The organism is Mesorhizobium sp. LMG 17147, from assembly GCF_024297145.1.
GTDB lineage: Bacteria > Pseudomonadota > Alphaproteobacteria > Rhizobiales > Rhizobiaceae > Mesorhizobium.
Map to the genome: position 1 here is coordinate 14485 of NZ_JANCTC010000025.1, position 25203 is coordinate 39687.

A 25203-nucleotide genomic window follows, 5' to 3' on the forward strand; every position below is an offset into this window, starting at 1 on the left:
CTGGAGGGCAGGTGAAGCTACTTTGCTCGTCTCGCGAAGCGGGCGAGAGCGGAACCCAGCTTCGCGCTGGTCAGGCGCGGACTTCGATCTCGTGGCCGCCGACCGCCGGCAACGATGCGTCATCGCCGGCCGCGGCAATAACGCTGTCGAGCAGGCCCGGAAAGCGGCGGTCGAGATCGTCACGGCGCAGCGTGATCAATCGGCTGGTGCCAACCGCCTCGGTGCGGGTGACGCCGGCCTCACGCAGCTTGGCCAAATGGTAACTCAGATTGGTTTTCGAGGCGAAGTCGAGGAACCGGCTGCAATTCAGCGGCACGCCCTCTTTGCTGGCGAGATAGCGCACTATGGCCAGTCGCGTCGGGTCGCCGAGCACGGCAAGCACGTTCGCCAGGCTGATCTGGTCGGCGGTGGGATGGGGCAAGGTCATGCCCAGGAATTAAGCACATTCGGAGCCGATTTCAACGCATCTCCTCTCGTGGCCAATGGACACATAGTTTCGTCCCGTCGGCCCGTCCTGCCACCGGGCTGTCAGGATGGTTCGGCTATTTTGCAGCGGCTTTATTGACATCATGCCCTGTTATGTCCAATTGTTCAATAACCTTTGAACTAAGGAAATTGCCATGGATAAGCGCCTCATCTGGCTTGCGCTCGGATCGTTCACGATTTCGACCGAAGGTTTCGTCATCTCCAGCCTTTTGCCCGATATTGCAAAGGATGCCGCCATCTCCGTTCCCCTCGCCGGCACACTGATCACCGCGTTTGCGCTCGCCTATGCGATCGGCACGCCGATCCTGGCAACGCTGACCGGCGAATGGGACCGTCGCCGCGTCATCCTGTGGACGCTGGTGTTCTTCGTGTTGGGCAACGTCGCCGCGGCGCTGAGCTCCTCCTTCGAATTGCTGTTGATCGCGCGCATCGTCATGGCGCTGTCGTCAGGCCTGTTTGCGGCGACCGCACAGGGAACGGCCGTTGCGCTTGTCGACGATCATCACCGCGCCCGCGCCATCGCCGTGGTCGTCGGCGGCACTACGGTTGCGGTCGCGGTCGGCGCACCGCTCGGCGCGCTCGTTGCGACGGTTGCCGGCTGGCGCGGCACCTTCTTTGCCATTGCCGGCCTTGGCGCGCTCGCCGGCGCGATCCTGTGGTACCGGCTGCCGCGCGGCATCGTCGGCACTAGGCTGCCGCTCCGGATGCGGTTGGCCGCGGCACTTCGCCCCGGCGTCATGCCTATCCTGGTGACGACCATCCTGGCCCTGATCGGCGCCTTCACCGTCTTTGCCTTTGTCGCGCCGCTCGCCATCGAAGGTGGCGGTCTGAACCCGATCGCGCTTCCCGGAATGCTGCTCGCTTTCGGCGTTGGCGCGGTCATCGGCAATATCGGCGGCGGTCAGGCCGCCGACCGTTTCGGCGCGACGCGCACCGTCTGCTGGTCGCTGGCGCTGAGTGCCGCCATGCTGGTCACGTTTTCGCTGATCCCGATGTTCCTGCCGCGCGAGATCGCCGGGCCGGCGCTCATGGCCATGATGGTGCCGTGGGGCATCGTCGGCTGGGCGTTCCCGCCGGCACAGGCCAGCCGTATCATCAAGCTGGCGCCCGATGCCGCGCCCATCGTGCTGTCGCTGAACGCTTCGGCGCTCTATCTCGGCGTCGCACTGGGTGCCGTGGTCGGCGCCGCGGTGCTGCGCTATGGCGCACCGGCCGACCTCGGCGTGGTCGCGGCGGCATTCCCGATCATCGGTCTGGGCGTAGTGCTGGCGGGCCACCTGGCGGCGCGACCGGTGGCGATGCCGGCCGAATAGGGCTGTTAGCGGAGCTTGGCTGCCGGCCGCTGATAATTCAACTCGCGGCCGGCGGTACGTCAAAATCAAGCGCGGCGATTTCGTCCAGCGCCGCTCGCAGGCTTGCGGCCTGCTCTTTTCCAAACATCTCCTCGAAGCGCTGCTGAGCGACTTGCCACAGCTTCAGAGCTTCTTCGAGCTTGATCCGGCCCTGCGATGTCAGCCTGACGCGCCTGATGCGGCGGTCGGCAGGGTCGGAGAAGGTCTCGATATAACCATCCCTGATCAGCGGCTTCAGCGTATGACCGAGGGCCGACAGGTCCATGACGAGGGCCGCGGCAATGGCACCCATCGTCGGTTCGTTGCCGATGTGGATCTGGTAGAGCAGGCCCTGCTGCGTGGCCTTCAGACCCGATGGGGCCAGCACATCGTCATAGAACTGGCCGAGTTTCCGCGTCGCGCGGCGCAGCATGGCGTTGTTGCAAAGCGCCAGGCCGGGCAGGGTGGTTTGGGACATTGGCGGATTTCCGATGAGGGACCGGAAGGGCCCCTCGATGCAAACCAGAAATAGTCCTTGCTCCCCGGATTGACAAGATGGTGGCATATGCCTATGTTTCAATGGTGGCATATGCCAATAATTCGTGTGCCAGTCGAAGCAGGGGTTGCCCTGCGGCACCGGCATTTGGAATCGAACCAGAAGGAACAAGACAATGAGCAATCAGGACAAAGGTACTGCGGTCGTCACCGGCGCCTCGTCCGGCATCGGTGCGATCTATGCCGACCGGCTCGCCGGCCAAGGTTATGATCTGGTGCTGGTGGCGCGGCGCGCCGATCGGTTGGAGGAATTGGCGGAGAGGCTCCGCTACGCGTATGGCATAAAGGTCAGCGTCATCGGCGCCGACTTGGCCGACGACGGCGATCTGCGACGGGTCGAGCAGGCGATATCAACCGACGACAGCGTGACGCTGCTGGTCAACAATGCCGGCCTCGGCGGCGCGCAGGTGGTGGCAACGGCTGAAGCCGATGTCGCCGAGCGCATGATCAAGGTCAATGTCGTGGCGCTGACTCGGCTGACGCGCGCGGTGCTGCCGGGGCTGCTGTCGCGCAACCGCGGCGCCATCGTCAACATCGCCTCGGTGCTTGCCTTCGATACCTCGTTCGGCGGCATCTACAGCGGCACCAAAGCCTACGTCGTCAACTTCACCGAGGCCTTGCAGCGGGAAGTCGCGGGCACGAAGGTCGCCGTGCAGGTGGTCTTGCCGGGGGCCACGCGGACAGAATTCTGGGAAGTTGCGGGAAGCGATATTGCCAATGTGCCGCAAGAGATCGTGATGACGGCCGACGATCTGGTCGATGCAGCGCTGGTTGGCCTGGCAAAGGGTGAAGCGTTCACGGCACCGGGTCTTGCCGATGTTGCCGGGGTGGATGCCTTTCTTGGCGTTCGGCAAGGCTTCTTCGGCAGTCTTCTGGCCGGCAAGCCGGCGGCGCGTTACACTGCCTGACATAGCTAAAGACCAACCTTACGCTGTCCGCCACATCGGAATGATCGAGGCGGCCAGCAGCAGGCCAAGCACGGCGTTGAGCATGCGCCACTGCCGCTCGGTTCGCAGCAACCGGGCGAGCAGCGTGCCCGCCACGCACCATGCTGCCAGGGATAGAGCCGCTGCAAGGCCGAAGACGGTGCCGAGCAGCAAGGCGAGCTGCAGCGGCCCTTTGGCGAGCGCGGCAAAAGATGCCGCCGCTCCCAGCCCCATGGCCCAGCCCTTTGGGTTCATCCATTGCAGGCCGGCGCCGCCCAAAAAGCTGTTCGGCTTTGCCATGGCCACGTCCAGATTGGGCGGACCGCTGCGGCCGATCTTGAGGGCAAGCCATACCAGATAGAGGGTACCGGCCATTTTCATTGCCAGTTGCAGCGAAGGAGCGGCGGCCAGCAGACCAGCGAGCCCGGCAGCCCCTGCCGCAGCCACTGTGGCCAGGCCGGCCGCACTTCCGGCCATCAGCGGGATAGAGCGGCGAAACCCGAACTGCGCGCCGGACGCCGTCGACAACGTCGTGGCCATGCCGGGCGTTGAGGTAGAGACCAGCGCGAACAGGACGAGGGGAAGGACGGTTTCAAACATGCTGCTTCCTTTGAAGCCTGCACGGTAAGCTGTTTTGCTCATCAGTAAATGCAATGTTTGCTATGACATGCATTAGCAAATATAATGGCTTGATGCTCCGCAACCTCGACACTGTCCTGATCCGAACCTTTGTCACCGTTGCCGACAGGGCCAGCATGACGGCGGCGGCCAACGCGCTGCATTTGACGCAAGGTGCCGTCAGCCAGCAGGTCAAGCGTTTGGAAGAGGTTCTCGGCTGTAGGCTGTTCGACCGCGATCGGAGCGGATTGCGGCTGACCCGCTCCGGCGAGCGGCTGTTCGGCAAGGGCAAGCGCCTGCTTTCGCTCAATGACGAGATCCTGGCGGAGATGGCGGGCGATGCAGTTGCCGGTCAGGTGCGGCTTGGCGTGCCGTACGACCTTGTCGGCACCTTGCTTGCACCGGTGCTCAAGGCCTATGCCGAGGCGTATCCGCAGGTCGAGATCTCGCTTGTCTGCGCCTCGTCGCCGGAGCTGGCTGCGGCCTTGGCGGCCGGCACGATAGAGCTCGCGGTGATCGAGGAGCCGGTCGGTCGGTCGGCCGGCGAATGCCTTGTTGTCGACCGGCTGGTCTGGGTCGGCGCCAAAGGCGGCGGCGCCCGCAGCAAACGCCCCTTGCCGGTTTCGATGGTCGCCGAGACCTGCGCGTTCCGTCCGGTTGTACTGGAGGCGCTTAACGAGCACGGGCTGGCATGGCGCACCGTATTCGAAAACGGCAGCATCGACGCGACGACGGCGACAGTGCGTTCGGACTTGGCCGTCACCACCTGGTTGGCGTCGACCGTACCTGCGGACCTCGATATTTTGGCCAACGATCCGGATTTGCCGTCATTGCCGAATTTTGCAATCAATCTGCATTTGCCGAAGCACAGCGTTGCGCCTGCCGTACTGGCATTCGCGGGCCACCTCCGCGATGGATTGGCACGGCGACGAGAGGCGGCTTAAAACAGCAAAAAGGACGGCCAGTGTTCAGCCGTCCTTGATCGCCCTGCGGCATCTACTTCCAGTTCTTGCGCCGCTGGATCTCGGCTTCGGAAGGCTGTTCCGGGGCAAAGGACCCGGTCTTGATCTCGCCGGAGCGCTCATAGCTCGCCATGAGGACGCCGGTGGTCGATGCCTGCGAACGGGTCAGCTTGAAGGCGGCAGGCATCGCGCCGCTGCCGAACAGTTTTTTGCCCTTGCCCAGCACCAGCGGGAAAATCAGCAGGCTGATCTCGTCGATCAGGTCATTGGCGAGCAAGGTCTGGATCAGCTCGCTCGATCCCTGAATGAGCAGGTCGGGGCCGTCCTCCTGCTTCATCCGGCGCAACGTCGCCACGACATCGCTGCCGAGCGGCTGGCTGTTTTGCCAGGACAGCGTATCTGGCCTGTGCGTAGCCACATATTTGGTGACGGCGTTGAAGCTGTCGGCGATCGGGTCATTCTTCTGGTAGGGCCAATGGGCGGCGAAGATGTCGTAGGTCTTGCGGCCGAGAAGCAGCGCGAACGGTTTTGAAAACGTCTCGCCCATGGCGGCACCCATCACGTCGTCCCAGTAGTGGAACGTCCAGCGCCAAATTTGAAGCCGCCGACAGGGTCCTCTTGCGGGCCGCCGGGCGCCTGCATGACGCCGTCGAGGCTGACGAATGTTGCGGCGATGATCTTCCTCATTGGAGCTCCCTTTCGCTGATCCGTGCCGTCATGGCCGGACTTCGAGCCAAGGACGGGCAGACAGACATTTGTCCGACAGCGGCCGGCAAATTTCCAGGGCTGGAAGGACGGATGATTGCCGACGTTGTTGGGTCAGTTTGGAGCAGACGCTCAGCCTAAACCGACGACCGTGTCGTAGAGCAGCTTGAAGTTGAGCACCAGGATGAGGGCGGCAACCACCCAGGCCAGCACGGCAACGGCGCGGGAAATGGCGAAATTGCCCATTTTGCGCTTGTCCGAGACGAACTGCACCAGCGGGACGACCGCGAAGGGAAGCTGCATCGACAGGATCACCTGGCTGAAGACCAGCAACTGGCCGGTGCCCTTCTCGCCATAGAGGGCGGTGACGACCACCACCGGGATGATGGCGATGCCGCGCGTCAGCAGGCGGCGCGCCCATTGCGGGATGCGCAGCCGCAAGAAGCCTTCCATCACGATCTGGCCGGCCAGCGTCGCCGTCACCGTCGAGTTCAGGCCGGAGGCAAGCAGCGCCACCGCAAACAGGATGGAAGCGATGCCGAGGCCAAGCAGCGGCGACAGAAGCTCGAACGCCTGGCCGATCTCACCCACGTCATGATGGCCGGTGCCGTGGAAAGCCACCGCCGACACGATCAGGATGGAGGCATTGACGAACAGCGCCAGTATCAGCGCGATGGTCGAGTCGGTCGTCGCCCATTTGATGGCGTCGCGCTTGCCGCGATCGGTGCGCTCGTAGGCGCGGGTCTGCACGATCGAGGAGTGCAGATAGAGATTGTGCGGCATCACCGTGGCGCCGATGATGCCGATGGCAATGTAAAGCATCGCCGGATTGGTGACGATCTCGGACGACGGCACGAACATGGCGTGCAGGATGGAGCCGACCGGCGGCGCGGCGGCAAAGATCTGAATGGCGAAGCAGCCGAAGATGACAATCAAAAGTGCTATGATGAAGGCCTCGAGGAAACGGAAGCCCTTGTTCATCAGCAGCAGCAGCAGGAAGGCATCGAGCGCGGTGATAATGGCACCGCCGATCAGCGGAATCCCGAACAGCAGTTGCAAGGCGATTGCCGTGCCAATGACCTCGGCCAGGTCGCAGGCGATGATGGCCAATTCGCAAGCGACCCACAGCATGAAATTGACCGGTCGCGGATAATAGGCGCGGCACGCCTGCGCAAGGTCGCGGCCGGTGGCGATGCCGAGCCGGGCGGCGAGCGCCTGCAGCAGGATCGCCATCAGGTTCGACAACATGATGATGAACAGCAGCGTGTAGCCGAATTGGGCTCCGCCGGCGAGGTCGGTCGCCCAATTGCCCGGATCCATGTAGCCGACCGAAACCATGTAGCCCGGCCCCATGAAGGCGAACAGCCGGCGAAGCCAGATCCCCGAATGCGGCACCGCGATCGTTGCGTTGACTTCGCGAAGGCTGGGCTGCTCGTCGTCCTCCGGGCGGGCAAATCGCCACATGGACCCGGGGGCTGAGGTGGCTTCGGCTTCCGACATGAAATGGCTTTCCACTGGAACGATCGATGTTGTCTCCTTATCTATGCCACGGCTGAACATTATGCAATATGCTATATTTCATTGTCGGAGCTTTTTCGTGTGGCCACTGGGCCGTGCGGCCGGAACGCAGTGACCGCCGGTTGCGCCGGCCACCGAATGGAAATAAACGGCCAGAACAAATAGGGTTCCGTGTTATGACTGCAATGTCGATTCAAACTGCCGGGAGGAGCGCGTATTGGCGCTGAAGAAAAGACCGGTTCCTCGCGAAAAGCCGCTGCCTGATGCAGAAATCCACTCGGAAGGCTTCAGGCAGACGCGTGAAGCGCGCCGCAGCGCGCTGGTCGAGGATTATGTCGAGCTCATCGCCGACCTGATCGAGGACGGCAACGAGGCGCGCCAGGTCGATATCGCGGCACGGCTCGGCGTCGCTCAGCCGACGGTGGCGAAAATGCTGACGCGGCTGTGCGCCGACGGGCTGGTCTCCCGGAAGCCTTATCGCGGCGTGTTCCTGACCGAGGCCGGCCGCAAGGTTGCGGAAGAGAGCCGCATTCGCCACCAGACGGTCGAGGCCTTCCTGCGTTCGCTCGGCGTCAGTGCCGAGACGGCGCGCATCGACGCAGAGGGCATCGAGCATCATGTCAGCGCCGAGACGCTCGAAGCCTTTCGCAAGGCAATAATCGCCGCCCGCTGAAAAACACGTGGCGCGACTTGCTTCCCACGAGCAGGGCGAACGCCACAGACCCTGCGATGTTCGGCCAGAGCAAACAAGCGTCAGCAAGCATTGCTTGTTCGCACCAAAAATACTGTGACTTGGCGTAACCGTTGAGATAATTGTTGTCGTGTCCGATCGAACCGGGATACGGCCCGATCGGCCGGAAAATTGCATCACGGGGGTTGCCATGCTCTGGAAGGGCCGTCGTCAGAGTGACAATGTCGAGGACGAGCGCGGCCAGAGCGGCGGGCTTGGCGGTGGACCGGGGCAGTTTCGCATCCCGATCGGCGGTCGCGCCGGCGGCGGCGGCATGTCGGGCATCATTATCGTAGGGTTGATTTTCCTGGCAGGGTGGTATTTCGGCTTCGACCCGAGCCAGATCCTCGATGACAGCGGCTTGCAGCCCGGTGGCGGCGGCCAGATCACCGACAATAGTGGCAGCCAGGGCGGCGGCACCGGTGCGCCCGCGTCCGACGAGATGAAGCAGTTCGTGTCGACCGTGCTGGCCGAGACTGAGGATACCTGGACCGGTATTTTCCAGTCCGAGGGCCTGACCTATCAGGATCCAAAGCTGGTCCTGTTCAGCGGCCGGATTCGCTCCGCCTGCGGCTCTGCCTCGTCAGCGGCCGGACCATTCTACTGTCCCAATGATCGCAAGGTCTATCTCGACACCACCTTCTTCCAGCAGCTCGATCAGCAGTTCGGTGCCTCCGGCGATTTCGCACAGGCCTATGTGATCGCGCATGAGGTCGGCCACCACGTGCAGAACCTCGTCGGCATCCTGCCCAAATTCAACCAGATGCGGCAGAATATGAGCGAAGCCGACGCCAACCACATGTCGGTGCAGGTCGAGTTGCAGGCCGACTGCTTTGCCGGCATCTGGGCACATTTCACCGGTCAGAAGGGCATCTTGGAACAGGGCGACATGGCGGAGGCACTGAACGCCGCCAAACAGATCGGCGACGACACGCTGCAGAAGAAGATGCAGGGCTACGTCGTGCCGGAAAGCTTCAACCACGGCACGTCGCAGCAGCGGCAGACCTGGCTGGCGCGAGGTTTCCAGAACGGCAAGCTTTCAGACTGCGACACGTTCAACAACCCGATCTGAGCCGACGGTTTTCTCGTAATCCGAGAGACTGGATCGCAGTCAGGGGATGTCAGGATGGAAGCACTCTGCCCGTTCCCTCATTGTTCCCAGCGATGTGCTCGCCTATAAAGTGTGTCCCCGTTCGCTCGGGCGGCCCGAGGAGATAACCATCATGATAGACCCCAAAACCGCCAGGCGGGGCCTTGCGCTTGTTTTCACCACCCTGCTGCTCGACGTCATCGGCTTCGGCATCATTATGCCGGTGCTGCCGGCCTATCTCAGGGAATTGACCGGCGTCGGCATCAGCGAGGCGGCTATCGAGGGCGGCTGGCTGTTCTTCGTCTATGCGGCGATGCAGTTCGTTTTCGCACCGGTGATGGGCGGGTTGAGCGACCGGTTCGGGCGGCGGCCTATCCTGCTCGCCTCGGTGCTGACGTTCGCTATCGACAATCTGATCTGCGCTATCGCCTGGTCCTATCCGATGCTGTTCATCGGCCGCGTGCTGGCCGGCATTTCCGGCGCCAGTTATTCCACGACATCGGCATTCATCGCCGATATCTCGACCGACGAAAATCGTGCGAAGAATTTCGGGCTGCTCGGCATTGCTTTCGGCGTCGGCTTCGTCATCGGGCCGGTTCTGGGCGGGTTGCTCGGCACGTTCGGGCCGCGTGTGCCGTTCTATTTCGCTGCCGGGCTTGCCTTCGCAAACTTTCTGATCGCGCTGTTTCTGTTGCCGGAAACACTTGATAACAAGCACCGTCGCCGCTTCGAGTGGAAACGCGCCAACCCGGTCGGCACGCTCGTCCAGATGCGCAACTACGAAGGTATCGGCTGGATCGGACTTGTCTTCTTTCTGATGACGCTGGGGCACATGATGTATCCTGCGGTCTGGTCGTTCGTCTCCAGTTATCGCTATGGCTGGAGCGAACAACAGATCGGCTTCTCGCTCGGCGCTTTCGGCCTGTGCGGGGCGATCGTCATGGCGACTGTCCTGCCGCGCGTGATCCCTAAGCTTGGCGAGTGGAAGACGGCGGTAATCGGTCTGGCATTTACCGCACTCAGCGCCTTCGGCTACGCCTTCGCGTCACAAGGCTGGATGATCTATGCAGTGATCGTCGTCGGGTGTCTCGAGGCGTTGGCCGACCCGCCGCTCAGAAGCCTTGCGGCCGCCAAAGTGCCACCTTCCGCCCAGGGCGAACTCCAGGGCGCAATGACCTCGATCTTCTCGATCACCTCGATCATCACACCGCTGCTTTATACGGCGATCTTTTCCTGGTTCACGGGCCCGAACGCGCCCGTAGCTTTCGGCGGTGCCCCGTATCTGCTCGGCGCGATTTTCCTCACGCTGGCGCTCGTCGTCTTCGTCACCAGGGTGGCCAAGCCGACGCCGAAGGAAGTCAAACGCATGCACGCGCAGGAAGCGGTGACGGACGGGGCTTGATCGGCGCCGGGAGCCCGGCCGGCGCCGTTAGTTAAATCCGTTTTTACGCAATGCGCTAAACACGCTCGGCCAGTGCCGGCTCGCCGCGCTTTTCGCGGATCAGGTTGACGAAGCGGCGAAACAGATAGTGCGAATCTTGCGGCCCGGGCGAGGCTTCGGGATGATGCTGGACCGAGAAGACCGGTCTGCCGGTGAGCGCAATGCCGCAATTCGAACCGTCGAACAGCGAGACATGGGTTTCCTCGACGCCGCTCGGCAACGAGTCGGCGTCGACGGCAAAGCCATGGTTCATCGAGACGATCTCGACCTTGCCGGTGGTGTGGTCCTTGACCGGATGATTTGCGCCATGGTGGCCCTGATGCATTTTTGCAGTCTTGCCGCCCAGCGCCAGCGCCAGCATCTGGTGGCCGAGGCAGATGCCGAACAGTGGGATATCGGTCTTCAAAAGATCCTGAATGACCGGCACGGCGTAGTCGCCGGTTGCTTCCGGATCGCCAGGGCCGTTGGATAGAAAAATGCCGTCGGGCCGCATCGCCAGGATCTCCTCGGCGCCGGTTTTTGCCGGCACCACGGTTACCTTGGCGCCGAGGCCGGCCAGCAGGCGCAATATGTTGCGCTTGACCCCGTAGTCGACGGCAACGACGTGCATCGACGGGTCAGCCTGTTCGCCAAAGCCCTCGTTCCAGGCCCAGGGCGTCTCGCGCCAGACCGAGGATTGGCCGGAGGTGACCTCCTTGGCCAGATCAAGCCCGATAAGCCCCGACCACGCGGCGGCGCGGCGCTTGAGATCATCGACGTCGAAGATACCATCGGGCGCGTGCGCGATGACGGCATTTGGCATGCCCTTTTCGCGGATCAGCGTGGTCAGCGCCCGCGTGTCGATGCCTGAAAGTGCGACGATGCCGCGCTTCTTCAGCCACTGGTCGAGACCGGTTCCGGCGCGATAATTCGACGGGTTGGTGACGTCGGCCTTGAACACGGCGCCGACGGCGCCGACGCGGGCCAGGGGGTTGAGGTCCTCGATATCTTCGTCGTTTGTGCCGATATTGCCGATATGCGGAAAGGTGAAAGTGACGATCTGGCCGGCATAGGATGGGTCGGTGAGGATCTCCTGATAGCCGGTCAGCGCAGTGTTGAAGCAGACCTCGGCGACGGCGGAGCCGGCGGCGCCCAGACCGCGACCCTCGATGACGGTGCCGTCGGCCAGCACCAGCAGGGCAGTCGGCTTGTCGGTGGCCCAAGGGGGGGGCGATGCGGCGGTCATCGTTGCCACGGCGGCACTCCTAAAGGTGCGCCCTCAGTCGGCGCAACAAAAAGCGCGAAGCGGCGATCTCACAGCCTCGGCGCGCTAAGTTTTCACGTGTGCATGTCGTTGCCCAAAACAGCTACGCACTTTTGGGCGACGTGCACTAGAATTCAGTTCATGCAAGGCCCAGTACATAGGGGAAGGCGCCAAGGCGGTCAATGATGTCAGGAAGTGCGAGCCCGGATTTATTTCGTCGAACAATATCAGGGATTTGCCGGTAGTGTCGCATTTGCGTTGGGCTTTCGGCACGGCTATTGTCCGCCGCATTCGAAGGAGAAAGCACTATGCGAGGCAAAATCGCCGAATCTCTGAAGAGCGCGATGAAGGCGCAGGACAAGCGCCGGCTGCCGACATTGCGGCTGATCCAGGCGGCCATTCACGACCGCGACATCGCCAATCGCGGCGCCGGCAAGGAGCCGGCCAGCGACGACGAGATCCTGCAGATCCTGGCCAAGATGGTGAAGCAGCGCGAGGAATCGGCCAAGGCGTTCGATGACGGCAAGCGGCCGGAGCTTGCGGCGCAGGAGCGCGACGAGATGGCCATCATCCGCGACTTCCTGCCGACGCAACTGGGCCAGGTTGAGACGGAAAGCGCCGTCCGTTCCGCGATTGCCGAGACCGGCGCCAGCGGCGTCAAGGACATGGGCAAGGTGATGGCGGCGCTCAAGGAGAAATACGCCGGTCAGATGGATTTTTCCAAGGCGAGCGGCATCGTCAAGAGTCTACTCCAGTAAGCTGCCGAAGGCTCTTGCCGTCGCGCCCGCAATCCGGCAGCCAAAAGCTCGCGCCCGTGATCGAACTCGTCAAACCGGCGCTTGAACACCTGCCGTCCTACAAGGCGGCTCTCGAGCGTGGCTGGTCGCCGGACAATGTGCGGCTGCTCGACGCGACGCGCGAGCAGCTTGCGGCTATCGAAAAGGATCCAGCGACTTTCCTTGGCGATCTCGACGATTCCGATGGCAAGGGACCGCCGATCACCTTGCCCGACGGTTCGACGGTGCCGCGGCTGCCCGGATTCCGGCGCTGGATCTGGGACGGGGAAGTCGCAGGCTCAATCGGCTTGCGCTGGCAACACGGCACCGCGGCGCTGCCGTCGCATGTGCTCGGCCACATCGGCTATGCGGTGGTGCCGTGGAAACGGGGACGCGGCTATGCGACCGAGGCGCTGCGGCTGATGCTGGTGGAGGCGAGGGCTGTTGGCCTGCCCTTCGTCGAAATCACCTGCAAGCCTCACAATGTGCCCTCGCAGAAGGTCGTTCTGGCCAATGGCGGCCGGCTCGTCGGGCGTTTCTTCGAGGACGCCGCTATGGCGGCGCGGAAAGCCTGCGCTACCGGATCGATCTGTAGCCCTATTCGGCGGCAGCCGGCAGCGGCGGCGCAGCCCGGCTTCGCCATTCCCAGACATGCGAGGCAAGCGCAACCGCGACCGCGACCAGCATGGCGACCGCGCCAACCACCGGCAGGCTGCGATAGCCATAGCCGGCATTGAGCATGGCCGCGCCGAGGGATGCGGCGAGCGCGATGCCGACATTGAAGCCCGACGGAATGAGCGACGAGGCAAGATTGGAGGCGTCCGCGGTCCAAGTCAGTATGCGGGTCTGGATCGGCGTGCCGATGGCGAAGTTGAGGCCGCCCCAGACGAAGATCGCTATCACCATCGGCAGTGGGTAAGAACTGACGGCATAGATCAAGGCGAGCATCACCGCCTGCAGGAAAAGCATGGCGATGAGCGACGGCATCAGCTTCCAGTCGGCGAGCCGCCCGCCGACGAAGACGCCGATCGTTGCGCCGACCCCATTGAGCAAGAGCACCCAAGGTATCCATTTCTCGTCGAGGCCTGTGACCTCAAGCAGCGTCGGCGTGATATAGGTGAACAGGCCGAACTGGCCGATCATCAGCATCAGCATGATAATGAGCGAGGTCCAGACCTGCTGACGTGCGAGCACGCGGACCTCGCTTCCAAGGCTCACTGACGGGCTCGACGATCCCGTCTTGCGCGGCAGCAGGGCGCCGATTGCCGCGAAGGCCACCACACCGAGCGCGCACATCACCCAGAATGTTGCACGCCATCCCCAGATGTTGCCGATTGCCGTGCCGGCCGGAACGCCGATGACGTTCGATACGGTGAGGCCGGACAGGATCAGCGCCACCGCCATGCCGCGCTGGTCTTCGCGCACAAGGCCGACGGCCACCACCATGGCAACGCCGAAATAGGCGCCATGCGCCACGGCCACCGCTATCCGCAACAGCAGCATCGAGGCGAAGTCGGGCGCCAGCGCGCAGGCGGCCTGGCCGATGGTGAAGGCTGCAGTCAGTCCAAGCAGCAGGGCCTTGCGGGAGAACCTTTTGGTGGCGAGCGCCAGCAGCGGGCCGCCGACTGCAATGCCGCCGGCATAGCCGGAAACGAGATAGCCGGCGGTCGGAATCGCGACGCCAAGGCCATCCGCCACCTGCGGCAGCACGCCGGCGATGACGAATTCGGTGGTGCCGAAGGCGAAGGCAGCTATGAACAGGGCAATGAGGGGCAGCATGGCGCGAAGGAGATCCTCGGACAAGCTGGCCTCAAACCACGGATGGGGGCAGCGGGCAATCCAGAAATTGGCGACGCCGCTTTAGCTTTTCTTGATCGCCGGTCTGGCGCCCGCCGCGGAGGCAAGAGCTAGGCGGCTGCCTTCCTCCCATAAGGAATTTTCAGCCACGCCCGTTCGTGAAGATAATAGAGCAGCGACTTGGTGACGACCTCGGTCAGGCCGATGGCCGCGGCGAGCTTGATGCTTCCGGTCACGACGAGCGAGATGATCATCGTGTCGATGGTGCCGGTGACGCGCCAGGAAAGCGCCTTGGCGAAGCTGCGAGAATGGGTGTCCATCGACTTTCCTCCCGGTAGATATGGGACGATCCTTTAGCCGACAGACGGGAAAACGCGCAAAGATAATTTTTTGCGCGGGGCCCACCGCAATTTTCATAGGCGATGTTCTGAAGCTACCTGGCCTGTGGACGCAATCTATCCAGCCTTCAGCCGCGAACCGGTGAGCAGACCGCGCTCCTCAAGCACGGGATAGGCCATCGAGGCGAGCAGCGAGTTGATCTGCTTGAGGTCCCGAATGGTGTCGAGATGGATGGAACTGGTCTCGACACTCTTGGCGGTGCCGTCGCGCAGCCGCACGAAATGGCTCTGGCTGGTTTCCTTCTCGCGGTCGCGCAGCCGGTCCTTTTCCAGCACCAACTGACGAGCGGTCTCCGGATCGCGGGACACCAGCACGTTGAAGGCAAGCCTGGCATTGGCAAGCACCAAGGCATGGAAGGCGCAAAGCTCACGCCATCCTTCCGGCGTGAACTCCAGCCCGCGCTCGAATTTCTTCTTCACGTGGACCAGCATGTTGCGCACAATGATGTCGCCGACCTGCTCCAGCTTGACGCAGGCGCCGATCAGCTCCTGGCAACGCAGGGCCTCGTCCTCGCTCAGCGGGTTCTTGGTGACCCTGGCCAGATAGAGCTTGATTGCCGCGTGCTTTCTGTCGACACGGTCGTCGAGTGCGGCCAGCGCGCCAATCTTGTCGGCATCGGCGCTCTCATAGAGCTCGATGATCCGTTTCAGCATGATCTCGACCGTTTCGCAGACCCGCACCACCTCGCGGGTGGCGTTGGCTAATGCCTGGCTCGGCACGTCGAGCGCACTTTCGTTCAGCGCGGAAAGCTCAACGACGTCGAGCGCGTTGGCGGGCTGCGGCTTGGTGCCCAGCGCCACGATCTTTTCCGAGGCGCGATAGACCAGGCGCGCCAGCGGCACGCCGGCGATCAGGATCAAGATGTTGAAGGCGATGTGGGCATTGACGATCTGCTCGGGCACGGTGCTGCCCAAGAAGGCGACCGGCGGCTTGAACGTCAGGAACAGGATCAGCATGATCAGCGAACCCATGCCGCGCATCAGGAGATTTCCGATCGGCACGATGCGAACGCCGGGCTCTGCGTTGCGGGTTAGAAGCGGCGCGATGATCGAAGAGCCGAGATTGACGCCGAGCACCAGCACAATGCCGAGTTCGGGCGGGATGAAACCGCGGCCGGCGAGCGTCACCATCAGCAGCACCGCGGCAATCGAGGAATGGAACAGCCAGGTGACCAATGCTGCCAGAAGATAGGCGGTGACCGGATCGCCGGAGAAGTAATCGACGATGAGCGGCATCAGCGTGCTCTGGCGCAGCGGCTCCGACGCCTGGCCGATCATCTCCAGCGACAGAAGCAGCAGGCCGATGCCGACCAGGATGCGGCCGAACTGGCGCCAGTCGCGCCGCTCGGTGGCCATGAACATGACGGTGCCGGCGACCAGGCAGACCGGCACCAGAAGCGACAGATCAAAGGTAAGCAGCTTGACCACCAGCGCCGAGCCGATCTCGGCGCCGCGCACCGCAAGCTGGCCCGACATGCCGCTGACGATGCCGGAGCCGGCGAATGAGCCGACCAGCAAGGTGACGGCGGTCGAGCTTTGCAGTGCGACCGCCAGGCCGCAGCCGGCCAGAACCGCCATGAACGGATTGCGCATGGTGGCGCGCAGTTTGTGGCGCAGCACATCGCCGTAGGCGCGCTCGACGCCGGTTTTCACCAGACGGGTGGCAAACAGCATCAGTGCCACCGCACCGGCAAGGTGCAGCAAGACGACCGAGCCACTCATGCCAGGCCCCGCAACGCGACAGGTGCCGGCGACGCGGGCGCGGTGACGTCAAAGGGGCAAAAGTGGGCGCGAATCGTGGACATTGCAGGGGTTGATACTACTCCGACTTATTTTAGCCGAATAATAAATTTTGCCCGGTTCGGACGCGTGTTGCCACACGACGCGGCGTGTCGGAAATGGATGGCTGACAAAATGGTTGCATAGCCTGCGGGGTTGCGGAAGGTCATGCGTCCATTCTCGAACGGTCACTTTAAAGGTATCGCTGAATTAGTCGTTCTAAATGTAAGAAATCATTACGAAAACGTAATCTATGCATTCAGTTTCGGTTCATCCTTCCGGCTCTATTCCGAGGCATCGACAACCAAGGAGTACCCGCCATGAAACGTATCATTCTTTCCGCCATTGCCTTCTCGATGCTGGCTGCAACCGCCTTGCAGGGCCAGGCTGCACCCCTGAACACACCAAACGCGCCGCAGTCGAACTACAGCCAGGTCGACTGGCAGAAGCCCGGCAGGCATGTGAACAAGCATGTCGACGTGACCAAGCGCGTCGTAGTGAAGAAGACGAAGATCGTCGTGAGGCGCAGCCATTGGCGCAACGGCCAGAGATATTCGAGCTGGAAGCGTCATCAGCCGATTCGCGATTATCGCCACTATGGCCTGCGCCGTCCGGGTCCCGGTCAGGAATGGATCCGGGTCGGTAACGACTATCTGCTGGTAAGCGTTCTCTCCGGCCTGATCTTCGGTGCCATCGCCGCGCAGTGAGCGGAACGGCTGACCGGCGCTGCGCCGGTTTAGATCAAGAAGGCGGTCCGCGGGCCGCCTTCTCTTTTTGACCTGTGAAAACCGGGTATGGTCGCCATTACGAGTCGTCGGGCTTCGCCCGTGTGATTATATGAAGGCCAAACGAGCTGTCCCCATGCGCTTTCCGCCTGCTTTCCTCGACGAGATACGCGACCGCGTACCGATTTCTTCGGTGATCGGCCAGCGCGTCGCGTGGGACAGGAAGAAGACCAACGCGCCGCGTGGCGATTATTGGGCGTGCTGTCCGTTCCATGGCGAGAAGAGCCCGTCCTTCCATTGCGAGGACAAGAAGGGCCGTTATCACTGTTTCGGCTGCTCGGTTTCGGGCGACCATTTCAAGTTTTTGACCGAACTCGATGGGATAAGCTTTCCCGAGGCCGTCGAGAAGATCGCCGACATGGCCGGCGTGCCGATGCCGGTTCGCGATGCCGATGAGGAACGGCGCGAAAAGGAACGCGCCAGCCTGACCGATGTCATGGAGATGGCGACGGTGTTCTTCCAGGAACGGCTGCAGGGACCGGAAGGGGCAAAGGCCCGCGCCTACCTGCGCGACCGGGGGCTGACACCGGCGACGCAGCAGTCTTTCCGCCTCGGCTATGCCCCCGACAGCCGCAACGCGCTGAAGGAGCACCTTGCCGCCAAGGGTGTCCCCAAGGCCGACATCGAGGCGTGCGGGCTGGTGCGACATGGCGACGACGTGCCGGTTTCCTATGATTGGTTTCGCGACCGCATCATGTTCCCGATCCCGGATTCCAGGGGCAAGATCATCGCCTTCGGCGGGCGGGCACTGGCGCCGGATGCGCTGGCCAAATACATGAACTCGCCCGATACGGAGCTCTTCCACAAGGGCAACGTGCTCTACAATTTCGCCCGTGCGCGCCAAGCGCTCGGAAAGGGAGCGCTGGCCAAGGGCGGCACGGTCATTGCCGTAGAGGGCTACATGGATGTGATCGCGCTGGCGCAGGCCGGCTTCGAGAACGTGGTGGCGCCGCTCGGCACCGCATTGACTGAAAACCAGCTCGAACTTCTGTGGCGCATGGCCGGCGAGCCGGTGCTGTGCTTCGACGGCGACCAGGCCGGGCTGAAGGCAGCATGGCGCGCCGCCGACATGGCGCTGCCGGCGGTCCAGGCGGGCCGCTCCGTGCGCTTCGCCCTGCTGCCGGAGGGCAAGGATCCCGACGATCTGGTCAAGGGTGACGGACCGGATGCGTTCCGCGCCGTGCTTTCCGAGGCGCGGCCGCTGGCCGACCTCTTGTGGATGCGCGAGACCGCCGGCGGCATCTTCGATACGCCGGAACGGCGGGCGGAGCTCGAAAAGACGCTGCGCGAACTGACCAGCCGCATCCGCGACGAGAGCCTTCGCTATCACTACCAACAGGAAATGCGCGAGCGCGTGCAGAGCTTCTTCGGTGCCCAGCGCGGACGCCGGGGACGTCAGGACGGACGGCCCGGTGAGCGCTTCCCGGGCAGGGTCTCAGCACCCGGCGGACAGTTTGCACGTGGCGGCGGTGCCGGTGGGCGCACCGCGATCACCGAAAGCCTCGGCCGCTCGGCGCTGGTCAAACGCGGCGGCGAGGGCATGTCGGTGCGCGAGGCGACGATCATTGCGGCCCTCGTCAACCATCCCGTGCTGATCGACGAGAATTTCGCCCATGTCGAGTTCCTCGATCTCGCCAATTCCGATCTGAAGCGGCTGCATGCGGCCATCCTCGACGCCATGGCGCACGATATGGCCAACAACCGCGAGGCTGTAATCGCGACGATCGAGCGGGCCGGCTGCGGTGAGATCTGGCAGCGCGCGGTGGCGCTGATCAAACGTGCGCGGCAATGGCCGGCGCTGGAAACGGCAGCACTCGACGATGCTCGTGATGCGTTCAGCCAAGCTCTCCACTTGCAGCGCAGCGCGCGCACCTTACATAAGGAGCTGAAGCAGGCGGAAGCAGCGCTCGCCAGCGATCCCACGGACGAAAATTACCGGCACCTGGTCGAAATCCAGGCGCAATTTCGTGATGTGCAGGCAACGGAAGCGCTGATCGAAGGGTTTGGCGTATCGTCGGGCAGAGCTGGGCGCGTTTAGATCGAAGCCTCCAGAAGACTGAAATGTAAGGACGTGCTTGCGCGTTGAATCAAGCGTGCGGTGCTCTAAGTCGGGTAATTGATTCGCTTTTTTCATGCGAATCATGCGAGAGGCGCTTGACCTTCCGGCAGAATGGCGGAATCAGGTCGATTCGAAACGTTAACCCGCCCCGGCATCGACGGGAATGCAGCGATGTAAGGTACTGATCACTGGACAGGCAGTCTGCTTGCCACAGATATCAGGGTTAATCTGGACTTAACGAGAGATGCAGTTACTGGCCCGGTAAAAGCGCGTTCTGGAAGGAGCGCATCCAATTTGACCGGACCGGCAGCTTACGCGGCTTTGATACTCAGCCGCTTGGAGAAAACAAAGACTATGGCGACAAAGGAAAAGGAAGAAGTCGAGACCGAACGCGAGGCCGCGACCGATGGCCCTCTGCTCGACCTTTCCGACGATGCTGTCAAGAAGATGATCAAGGCCGCCAAGAAGCGCGGCTATGTCACCATGGACGAGTTGAATTCGGTGCTGCCCTCGGAGGAAGTGACCTCCGAGCAGATCGAGGACACGATGGCCATGCTTTCCGACATGGGCATCAACGTGGTCGAGGACGACGAGCAGGGCGAGGAGCCCGAAGCCGCCGATACCGCCGCTGACGCCGAGGAAGACGCCAACGAACTCGCCGAGCAGACCGGCACCGCCGTCGCCGCCACCACGACCAAGAAAGAGCCGACCGACCGCACCGACGATCCGGTCCGCATGTATCTGCGCGAGATGGGCTCAGTCGAGCTTCTGTCGCGCGAGGGCGAAATCGCGATCGCCAAGCGCATCGAGGCCGGCCGCGAGACGATGATCGCGGGCCTTTGCGAAAGCCCGCTGACCTTCCAGGCCATCATCATCTGGCGCGACGAGCTCAACGAATCGAAGATCCTGCTGCGCGAGATCATCGACCTCGAGGCGACCTATGCCGGGCCGGAGGCCAAGCAGGCGCCGGTTGTCGAGCGTATCGAAGAAGCCAAGACCGAGGAAAAGTCGCGCCGTTCGCGCGAGGACGAGGACGACATCACCAATGTCGGCGGCGACACCCGGGGCCTGGTGGACGATGACGAGGAAGACGATGACGAGGCGAGCCTGTCGCTGGCGGCGATGGAAGCGGAACTGCGCCCGCAGGTGATGGAGACGCTCGACGTCATTGCCGACACCTACAAGAAACTGCGCAAGCTGCAGGACCAGCAGGTCGAGAACCGGCTGGCCGCCGCTGGCACGCTGTCGCCCAGTCAGGACCGCCGGCTGAAGGAATTGAAGGACCAACTGATCAAGGCGGTGAAGTCGCTGTCCTTGAACACGGCGCGCATCGAGGCGCTGGTCGAGCAGCTCTACGACATCAACAAGCGCCTGGTGCAGAACGAAGGCAAGCTGCTCAGGCTGGCCGAAAGCTATGGTGTGCGCCGCGAGGAATTCCTCAAGGAATATCAGGGCTCGGAGCTCGATCCCAACTGGACCCGCTCGATCGGCAATTTGACTTCGCGCGGCTGGAAGGAATTCACCAAGAACGAGAAGGACGCCATCCGCGACCTGCGCGCCGAGATCCAGAACCTCGCCACCGAGACGGCGATTTCGATCCAGGAATTCCGCAAGATCGTCAACCAGGTGCAGAAGGGCGAGCGCGAAGCCGCGATCGCCAAGAAGGAAATGGTCGAGGCCAATCTGCGCCTCGTCATCTCCATCGCCAAGAAATACACCAATCGCGGCCTGCAGTTCCTCGATCTGATCCAGGAAGGCAATATCGGCCTGATGAAGGCGGTCGATAAATTCGAATACCGCCGCGGCTATAAGTTCTCGACCTACGCGACGTGGTGGATCCGGCAGGCGATCACCCGTTCGATCGCCGACCAGGCGCGCACCATCCGCATTCCGGTGCACATGATCGAAACGATCAACAAGATCGTGCGCACCTCGCGCCAGATGCTGCATGAGATCGGCCGTGAGCCGACGCCGGAAGAACTGGCGGAAAAGCTCGCCATGCCGCTGGAAAAAGTGCGCAAGGTGCTGAAGATCGCCAAGGAGCCGATCTCGCTCGAAACGCCGGTCGGCGACGAGGAGGATTCGCATCTGGGCGATTTCATCGAGGACAAGATGGCGATCCTGCCGATCGACGCAGCGATCCAGGCCAATTTGCGCGAGACGACGACGCGCGTATTGGCCTCGCTGACGCCGCGCGAAGAGCGCGTGCTCAGAATGCGCTTCGGTATCGGCATGAACACCGACCACACGCTTGAAGAGGTCGGCCAGCAGTTCTCGGTCACCCGCGAGCGCATCCGCCAGATTGAAGCCAAGGCGCTGCGCAAGCTCAAGCACCCGAGCCGGTCGCGCAAGCTCAGAAGCTTCCTCGACAGCTGAGGCCGGGTGACGGATAAGCAGTTTCAAGGGCGCCGGTGGCGCCCTTTTCCGTTTGGGCACAGGCGATCACGATTGAACGCGCCGCTCTTGCGGGTCGTGCCCTACGAGAGGATAATTCCGCGACGGACGCATTCTCTGGGCGACAAACCCGGATGCCCGCCCCGGCGGTTGGACGCCGTGCTCCGTGGCACCGGAGGGAGGTGTGCCATGACAACTTACATCGTGCTGATCAACTGGACGGAACAAGGCGCCAAAAATGTGCGCGAGTCGCCGAAGCGGCTCGATGCCGCCAAGAAACTGCTGGGCGACATGGGCGGGTCCTTCAAGGCATTTTATCTCACCATGGGGGATTGCGACATGGTGGCTGTGGTCGAAGCGCCCGACGATGCCGTCCTGGCTCGCTTCTCGCTGATGCTGGCGACGGCCGGAAACGTCAGGACGCGGACACTCAAGGCTTTCCCAGAGGATGCCTATCGCGAGATCATCACCTCGCTCGGGTAAGTTGCGCTCCAGGCCTAGCCGGCCATTTCGCGGCTGTCGTGTTGCGTTCCGGCGCAATGGCGTTTGCCGGATAGTCGGTGCGTCCCTCTGGCGCCGTTTCGAAACATGAGCAAGCCTCTGCTGACCGTCTGGTATAATACGCGCTGTCCGGTCTGTGATGCCGGCATCAGCCGGCAGAAGCGGCGGCTGGTCGAGGCGGTCAAGGCCGGGCGGATCGAATTTCGCGACATCAATGCCGAACCGACGGCGTTGGCCCGCTACGGCATAAGGCTGGAGGATATCCGGCGTCGGCTGCATGCGACCGACGCCGGTGGCAAATTGCTGGTCGGCGTCGATGTTGCAGTTGCGGTGTGGCTGATAACGCCGGGCGAGGGCTGGTTGGGGACGCTGTTCGGTAATCCCGCCGCACTGCCGTTGACGCGCTATGCCTATGATCGTTTCGCCGATCTGCTCTATGCCTGGAACCGGCGCAAAGGCCGCTGGTAACGGGTATCCATTCCTCCCGCACCGAAAGGCCCGAGAAAGTTTCGAGCCTTTCGCATGCCCCGCTATCAAGCCGCGGGCTCGCAAAGCCACCCAACGATGCGACGCACCGCCCGGCAGCACCAGCAGCAGCGTCGGAGGCAGCTTTCTGCGCGAGGTTTTCACATTCGTCTGGGATTTCGCCGAAGCATCCGGTTCGTCGCCTTTGCATCCATTCGCCGGTCTTCGGCGTACCTGCCCGGAACGGGGCGTTGCTTCACGTTAGACGCCTGGGGAGTGGCCTTCGGCCCCTCGCGCGCTTCCTAACCGCCCTTGCCGGCGAAAACCAATCCTGCTGGCGCTATCTTCAGATACATCGTAAGATATATCTTGACTCTGCCGCGGTGAATACGTATTGAGATATATCTTAAGACATAACTCAAGGAGCAAACATTGCACAAAGACAATCATTTCGGGCGTCATCGTTTTGGCGAACACGCCGAGCGCGTTTTCATGCATATGGCCGGCAAGTTCGGCGGACGCGGCGGCGGCTTCGGCCCGTTCGGGCATGGCATGAGAGGCGGACGCGGCGGGCCGGGCGACATGTTCCGCGCCGGGCGCATGCTGGCCGACGGCGACCTCAAGCTGATCACGCTGTCGCTTCTGGCCGAGGCGCCGCGGCACGGCTACGACATCATCAAGGCGCTGGAGGAGCGCACCAGCGGCTTCTACAGCCCGAGCCCCGGCGTGGTCTACCCGACGCTGACCTTCCTGGAAGAGGCCGGCTACGCCGTTTCTGCGGCGGACGGCAACAAGAAGGTGTTTTCAATCACCGAGGCTGGGCAGGCGCACCTCAACGAAAATCGCGAGATGATCGACCACGTGCTCGAACATCTCGAGCGCTTCGGCCGCAAGATGGCAAAGGCGCGCGACTGGTTCGGCTGGAACGATGACGGCGACGGTGGCCGGCGCGGCCGCGGCCGCTCGGAAAAGCGCGACGAGTTTCGCGCCGTGCGCCACCGGCTGCGCGCCGCGCTCGGCGAAATCGTCGACGCGCCTGAAGCAAAGCAGGTCGAGGCAATCAGCATATTGGAAGCTGCCGCAGAGGCCTTGGAAGCGTTGTCGCGCGACTGACCTCTGAGTGCCAAGCCAGCTGCGGCCCTTGCCCGCTCAGCCAAGGACCGGTACTGAAAATCATCCTGCACCGCGCTATGTGGTGCAGGATAATTGCCGTTGGAGGATACCCCATGTCTTTTCTGAAGCGTCTTTTCGGCGGAGGCAACGAAGCCGCCGAGCCAAAGACAGCGGCGCCGGCAAAGCAGATCGAGCACAAGGGCTTTTTGATCAGCGCCACGCCCTACAAGGCGGAGGGCCAGTACCAGACCTGCGGCGTGGTTTCGAAGGAGATCGACGGCGTGATGAAGGAGCACAAATTCATCCGCGCCGACCGCTTTGCCGGGCTTGACGACGCTGTCGACATCTCGATCAAAAAGGGCATCCAACTGGTCGACGAGCAAGGCGAAAAGATCTTCGGGTAGATCGGCTACGACAGCCTTGGGTCGATTGGCCCGCTTTCCAACGCCAGCACGGCGAAGACACACTCGTGAACCCGGCGCAGCGGGTGCTTGGCGACAAATCGCGTTAGCGCTTCGTGGCCAAGCGCGAACTCTCTGAGCGCCAAGGCTGCGCTTGCCGGCCAGGCCGCGTTCTCGGAGGCGCACGATATTGTTGGGCGCGTCATATTCGGGACCATAGATGATGCGCAAATATTCCGGGCCGCGCACCTTCAGCGCCGGCTGGATGAGCCCCTTCTTGCCACGGCTGACGAATAACCAATGGCAGTTGTGTGGCCCACCACAATAGGTTGTCGCCAACGGCAACAAGGGCAGGCGCCGGGCGCCTGCCCTTGTACAATTCAGACGATGCTGACGCTTTACGCCGCGGTGGCCACGCGCTCGGCATTACCGGTCGCGGCCACAATGGCGTCGACCTTGGCGGAGGCCTTGGCCAGCGCTGCTGCCACCGCATCGGCGCCCATCCCGACTCCTTCGATGCGGATGACCTCGACATCGTTCATGCCGAGAAAGCCGAGTACGCTGCGCAGGTAGGGAATGGCGTGATCGAACTGCACGGCCGCACCTTCGGAATAGATGCCGCCCGAAGCCAGCACGATATAGACCTTCTTGCCGGTGACGAGGCCCTTGGGGCCGTTCTCGCCATAGGCAAAGCTCTTGCCGGAACGGGCAATGTGATCGACCCAGGACTTCAGCGTCGAGGAGATGTTGAAGTTGATGAAGCCCGTGGCGAGAATGACGGTGTCGGCCGCAAACAGCTCGTCCAGCACCGTGTCGGAAACGCCGACGACCTCAGCCTGGCGCTGGCTGCGTGCTTCGACCGGCATATATATGCCGGTCGAATAGTCGGGGTCGATATGCGGCAGCGGGTTGGCTACGAGGTCGCGGGCGACAAGCCTGGCCGAGGGATTGGCGGCAAGCAGCTTCTCGGCGAGTTCGGTGGCGATGCGGGTCGAGTGCGAGGCGGCGCCGCGTGGGCTGGATGTGACAAGAAGGATCGACATGACGGGTCTCCGGGGTTGGACGTAAAATCTCCCGGCAAATATGTGTGCGCAGACCCATTTGAAAAACTGGTATATTTTGTATATGAT

General features: G+C 62.7%; 24 protein-coding genes and 3 pseudogenes. 15 read left to right on the forward strand and 12 right to left on the reverse strand.

Annotation, left to right across the window (positions count from 1 at the left end; all coding sequences use genetic code 11):
• Positions 1–70 precede the first annotated feature (70 nt).
• On the reverse strand, positions 71–427 hold the full coding sequence (locus tag NMG46_RS26725; RefSeq protein ID WP_254820338.1) for a helix-turn-helix transcriptional regulator: 357 nt from the start codon (positions 425–427) through the stop codon (positions 71–73).
• A 193-nt stretch (positions 428–620) separates the two neighbouring features.
• Here NMG46_RS26725 and NMG46_RS26730 point away from each other — a divergent pair, with 193 nt between their 5' ends.
• Positions 621–1799 (forward strand): MFS transporter, encoded by a 1179-nt coding sequence (locus NMG46_RS26730; protein ID WP_254820339.1) that lies wholly within the window; start codon positions 621–623, stop codon positions 1797–1799.
• Between the two features lie 37 nt (positions 1800–1836).
• Here the strand turns inward: NMG46_RS26730 and NMG46_RS26735 are convergent, their stop codons facing one another.
• The gene (locus NMG46_RS26735; protein WP_254820340.1) at positions 1837–2295 is read right to left on the reverse strand and encodes a MarR family winged helix-turn-helix transcriptional regulator; all 459 of its coding nucleotides are present in this window, start codon (positions 2293–2295) and stop codon (positions 1837–1839) included.
• Between the two features lie 193 nt (positions 2296–2488).
• On the opposite strand from NMG46_RS26735, the gene NMG46_RS26740 reads away from it, so the two are divergent.
• Complete coding sequence (locus tag NMG46_RS26740) at positions 2489–3280, forward strand: SDR family oxidoreductase (RefSeq protein ID WP_254820341.1); 792 nt, start codon at positions 2489–2491, stop codon at positions 3278–3280.
• 18 nt (positions 3281–3298) lie between these two features.
• Here NMG46_RS26740 and NMG46_RS26745 read toward each other — a convergent pair whose 3' ends face one another.
• The gene (locus NMG46_RS26745) at positions 3299–3898 is read right to left on the reverse strand and encodes a LysE family translocator (protein ID WP_254820342.1); all 600 of its coding nucleotides are present in this window, start codon (positions 3896–3898) and stop codon (positions 3299–3301) included.
• 92 nt (positions 3899–3990) lie between these two features.
• Here NMG46_RS26745 and NMG46_RS26750 point away from each other — a divergent pair, with 92 nt between their 5' ends.
• Positions 3991–4860 (forward strand): LysR substrate-binding domain-containing protein, encoded by an 870-nt coding sequence (locus tag NMG46_RS26750; RefSeq protein ID WP_254820369.1) that lies wholly within the window; start codon positions 3991–3993, stop codon positions 4858–4860.
• Between the two features lie 52 nt (positions 4861–4912).
• Here NMG46_RS26750 and NMG46_RS26755 read toward each other — a convergent pair.
• Both NMG46_RS26755 and NMG46_RS26760 read right to left on the reverse strand, forming a co-directional pair.
• Positions 4913–5565: pseudogene (locus NMG46_RS26755) on the reverse strand (dihydrofolate reductase family protein).
• Between the two features lie 150 nt (positions 5566–5715).
• Positions 5716–7083, reverse strand: a complete 1368-nt coding sequence (locus NMG46_RS26760) for an Nramp family divalent metal transporter (protein ID WP_254820343.1) — start codon at positions 7081–7083, stop codon at positions 5716–5718.
• 235 nt (positions 7084–7318) lie between these two features.
• On the opposite strand from NMG46_RS26760, the gene mntR reads away from it, so the two are divergent.
• The 3 genes from mntR to NMG46_RS26775 all read left to right on the forward strand — a co-directional run bounded on the left by mntR (position 7319) and on the right by NMG46_RS26775 (position 10323).
• On the forward strand, positions 7319–7774 hold the full coding sequence (gene mntR, locus NMG46_RS26765) for a manganese-binding transcriptional regulator MntR (protein WP_254820344.1): 456 nt from the start codon (positions 7319–7321) through the stop codon (positions 7772–7774).
• 208 nt (positions 7775–7982) lie between these two features.
• Complete coding sequence (locus tag NMG46_RS26770) at positions 7983–8903, forward strand: neutral zinc metallopeptidase (RefSeq protein ID WP_254820345.1); 921 nt, start codon at positions 7983–7985, stop codon at positions 8901–8903.
• 151 nt (positions 8904–9054) lie between these two features.
• Complete coding sequence (locus NMG46_RS26775) at positions 9055–10323, forward strand: TCR/Tet family MFS transporter (protein WP_254820346.1); 1269 nt, start codon at positions 9055–9057, stop codon at positions 10321–10323.
• Between the two features lie 55 nt (positions 10324–10378).
• On the opposite strand, the gene carA is transcribed toward NMG46_RS26775, so the two are convergent.
• A complete protein-coding gene (gene carA, locus NMG46_RS26780; protein WP_254820370.1) occupies positions 10379–11587 on the reverse strand; it encodes a glutamine-hydrolyzing carbamoyl-phosphate synthase small subunit in 1209 nt (402 codons plus the stop codon).
• Between the two features lie 326 nt (positions 11588–11913).
• On the opposite strand from carA, the gene NMG46_RS26785 reads away from it, so the two are divergent.
• Together NMG46_RS26785 and NMG46_RS26790 are read left to right on the forward strand one after the other, a co-directional pair.
• A complete protein-coding gene (locus NMG46_RS26785) occupies positions 11914–12363 on the forward strand; it encodes a GatB/YqeY domain-containing protein (protein WP_254820347.1) in 450 nt (149 codons plus the stop codon).
• Positions 12364–12419: 56 nt separating this feature from the next.
• Positions 12420–12976 (forward strand): annotated as a pseudogene (locus NMG46_RS26790) (GNAT family N-acetyltransferase).
• 2 nt (positions 12977–12978) lie between these two features.
• Here NMG46_RS26790 and NMG46_RS26795 read toward each other — a convergent pair.
• The 3 genes from NMG46_RS26795 to NMG46_RS26805 all read right to left on the reverse strand — a co-directional run bounded on the left by NMG46_RS26795 (position 12979) and on the right by NMG46_RS26805 (position 16298).
• Positions 12979–14160, reverse strand: coding sequence for an MFS transporter (locus tag NMG46_RS26795; protein ID WP_254820371.1), 1182 nt, complete (start codon positions 14158–14160; stop codon positions 12979–12981).
• Positions 14161–14288: 128 nt separating this feature from the next.
• Positions 14289–14498 (reverse strand): DUF2061 domain-containing protein, encoded by a 210-nt coding sequence (locus NMG46_RS26800; RefSeq protein WP_023678301.1) that lies wholly within the window; start codon positions 14496–14498, stop codon positions 14289–14291.
• Between the two features lie 135 nt (positions 14499–14633).
• Positions 14634–16298: a Na/Pi cotransporter family protein gene (locus NMG46_RS26805; RefSeq protein WP_254820348.1), complete on the reverse strand. Its 1665-nt coding sequence runs from the start codon at positions 16296–16298 to the stop codon at positions 14634–14636.
• 377 nt (positions 16299–16675) lie between these two features.
• Between NMG46_RS26805 and NMG46_RS26810 the strand changes: the two genes are divergently transcribed.
• The 7 genes from NMG46_RS26810 (at position 16676) to NMG46_RS26840 (ending at position 24076) form a co-directional block, all read left to right on the forward strand.
• Positions 16676–17062: an RcnB family protein gene (locus NMG46_RS26810; RefSeq protein ID WP_254820349.1), complete on the forward strand. Its 387-nt coding sequence runs from the start codon at positions 16676–16678 to the stop codon at positions 17060–17062.
• A gap of 154 nt (positions 17063–17216) precedes the next feature.
• Positions 17217–19178: a DNA primase gene (dnaG, locus tag NMG46_RS26815; RefSeq protein WP_254820350.1), complete on the forward strand. Its 1962-nt coding sequence runs from the start codon at positions 17217–17219 to the stop codon at positions 19176–19178.
• Between the two features lie 375 nt (positions 19179–19553).
• Positions 19554–21575: an RNA polymerase sigma factor RpoD gene (rpoD, locus tag NMG46_RS26820; protein WP_023678297.1), complete on the forward strand. Its 2022-nt coding sequence runs from the start codon at positions 19554–19556 to the stop codon at positions 21573–21575.
• A gap of 207 nt (positions 21576–21782) precedes the next feature.
• Positions 21783–22076 (forward strand): GYD domain-containing protein, encoded by a 294-nt coding sequence (locus NMG46_RS26825; protein ID WP_254820351.1) that lies wholly within the window; start codon positions 21783–21785, stop codon positions 22074–22076.
• Between the two features lie 105 nt (positions 22077–22181).
• Positions 22182–22562: a thiol-disulfide oxidoreductase DCC family protein gene (locus tag NMG46_RS26830; RefSeq protein ID WP_254820352.1), complete on the forward strand. Its 381-nt coding sequence runs from the start codon at positions 22182–22184 to the stop codon at positions 22560–22562.
• A 429-nt stretch (positions 22563–22991) separates the two neighbouring features.
• A complete protein-coding gene (locus NMG46_RS26835) occupies positions 22992–23672 on the forward strand; it encodes a PadR family transcriptional regulator (protein WP_254820353.1) in 681 nt (226 codons plus the stop codon).
• 113 nt (positions 23673–23785) lie between these two features.
• Positions 23786–24076: an HlyU family transcriptional regulator gene (locus NMG46_RS26840; RefSeq protein ID WP_023678291.1), complete on the forward strand. Its 291-nt coding sequence runs from the start codon at positions 23786–23788 to the stop codon at positions 24074–24076.
• Between the two features lie 5 nt (positions 24077–24081).
• Here the strand turns inward: NMG46_RS26840 and NMG46_RS26845 are convergent, their stop codons facing one another.
• The 3 genes and pseudogenes from NMG46_RS26845 to NMG46_RS26855 form a co-directional block, all read right to left on the reverse strand.
• Entirely contained in the window at positions 24082–24291 is a 210-nt protein-coding gene (locus NMG46_RS26845) for a hypothetical protein (RefSeq protein WP_368389323.1), read from the reverse strand.
• Positions 24269–24322, reverse strand: a pseudogene (locus NMG46_RS30060) (hypothetical protein); the annotation flags it as partial. The gene NMG46_RS26845 and the pseudogene NMG46_RS30060, both read right to left, overlap by 23 nt.
• A 149-nt stretch (positions 24323–24471) precedes the next feature.
• Entirely contained in the window at positions 24472–25116 is a 645-nt protein-coding gene (locus NMG46_RS26855; RefSeq protein ID WP_254820355.1) for an FMN-dependent NADH-azoreductase, read from the reverse strand.
• Positions 25117–25203: the final 87 nt, after the last annotated feature.

What these genes read in the sequence shown, in the direction of transcription:
- NMG46_RS26805 (WP_254820348.1), bottom strand. Translation starts at nt 16,298, where the DNA reads ATGAGTGGCTCGGTCGTCTTGCTGCACCTTGCCGGTGCGGTGGCACTG.
- NMG46_RS26770 (WP_254820345.1), top strand. Translation starts at nt 7,983, where the DNA reads ATGCTCTGGAAGGGCCGTCGTCAGAGTGACAATGTCGAGGACGAGCGC.
- NMG46_RS26800 (WP_023678301.1), bottom strand. Translation starts at nt 14,498, where the DNA reads ATGGACACCCATTCTCGCAGCTTCGCCAAGGCGCTTTCCTGGCGCGTC.
- NMG46_RS26775 (WP_254820346.1), top strand. Translation starts at nt 9,055, where the DNA reads ATGATAGACCCCAAAACCGCCAGGCGGGGCCTTGCGCTTGTTTTCACC.
- NMG46_RS26750 (WP_254820369.1), top strand. Translation starts at nt 3,991, where the DNA reads ATGCTCCGCAACCTCGACACTGTCCTGATCCGAACCTTTGTCACCGTT.
- NMG46_RS26855 (WP_254820355.1), bottom strand. Translation starts at nt 25,116, where the DNA reads ATGTCGATCCTTCTTGTCACATCCAGCCCACGCGGCGCCGCCTCGCAC.
- NMG46_RS26730 (WP_254820339.1), top strand. Translation starts at nt 621, where the DNA reads ATGGATAAGCGCCTCATCTGGCTTGCGCTCGGATCGTTCACGATTTCG.
- NMG46_RS26845 (WP_368389323.1), bottom strand. Translation starts at nt 24,291, where the DNA reads ATGGTCCCGAATATGACGCGCCCAACAATATCGTGCGCCTCCGAGAAC.
- dnaG (WP_254820350.1), top strand. Translation starts at nt 17,217, where the DNA reads ATGCGCTTTCCGCCTGCTTTCCTCGACGAGATACGCGACCGCGTACCG.
- carA (WP_254820370.1), bottom strand. Translation starts at nt 11,587, where the DNA reads ATGACCGCCGCATCGCCCCCCCCTTGGGCCACCGACAAGCCGACTGCC.
- NMG46_RS26840 (WP_023678291.1), top strand. Translation starts at nt 23,786, where the DNA reads ATGTCTTTTCTGAAGCGTCTTTTCGGCGGAGGCAACGAAGCCGCCGAG.
- NMG46_RS26785 (WP_254820347.1), top strand. Translation starts at nt 11,914, where the DNA reads ATGCGAGGCAAAATCGCCGAATCTCTGAAGAGCGCGATGAAGGCGCAG.
- rpoD (WP_023678297.1), top strand. Translation starts at nt 19,554, where the DNA reads ATGGCGACAAAGGAAAAGGAAGAAGTCGAGACCGAACGCGAGGCCGCG.
- NMG46_RS26795 (WP_254820371.1), bottom strand. Translation starts at nt 14,160, where the DNA reads ATGCTGCCCCTCATTGCCCTGTTCATAGCTGCCTTCGCCTTCGGCACC.
- NMG46_RS26725 (WP_254820338.1), bottom strand. Translation starts at nt 427, where the DNA reads ATGACCTTGCCCCATCCCACCGCCGACCAGATCAGCCTGGCGAACGTG.
- NMG46_RS26760 (WP_254820343.1), bottom strand. Translation starts at nt 7,083, where the DNA reads ATGTCGGAAGCCGAAGCCACCTCAGCCCCCGGGTCCATGTGGCGATTT.
- NMG46_RS26735 (WP_254820340.1), bottom strand. Translation starts at nt 2,295, where the DNA reads ATGTCCCAAACCACCCTGCCCGGCCTGGCGCTTTGCAACAACGCCATG.
- NMG46_RS26745 (WP_254820342.1), bottom strand. Translation starts at nt 3,898, where the DNA reads ATGTTTGAAACCGTCCTTCCCCTCGTCCTGTTCGCGCTGGTCTCTACC.
- NMG46_RS26740 (WP_254820341.1), top strand. Translation starts at nt 2,489, where the DNA reads ATGAGCAATCAGGACAAAGGTACTGCGGTCGTCACCGGCGCCTCGTCC.
- NMG46_RS26830 (WP_254820352.1), top strand. Translation starts at nt 22,182, where the DNA reads ATGAGCAAGCCTCTGCTGACCGTCTGGTATAATACGCGCTGTCCGGTC.
- NMG46_RS26825 (WP_254820351.1), top strand. Translation starts at nt 21,783, where the DNA reads ATGACAACTTACATCGTGCTGATCAACTGGACGGAACAAGGCGCCAAA.
- NMG46_RS26810 (WP_254820349.1), top strand. Translation starts at nt 16,676, where the DNA reads ATGAAACGTATCATTCTTTCCGCCATTGCCTTCTCGATGCTGGCTGCA.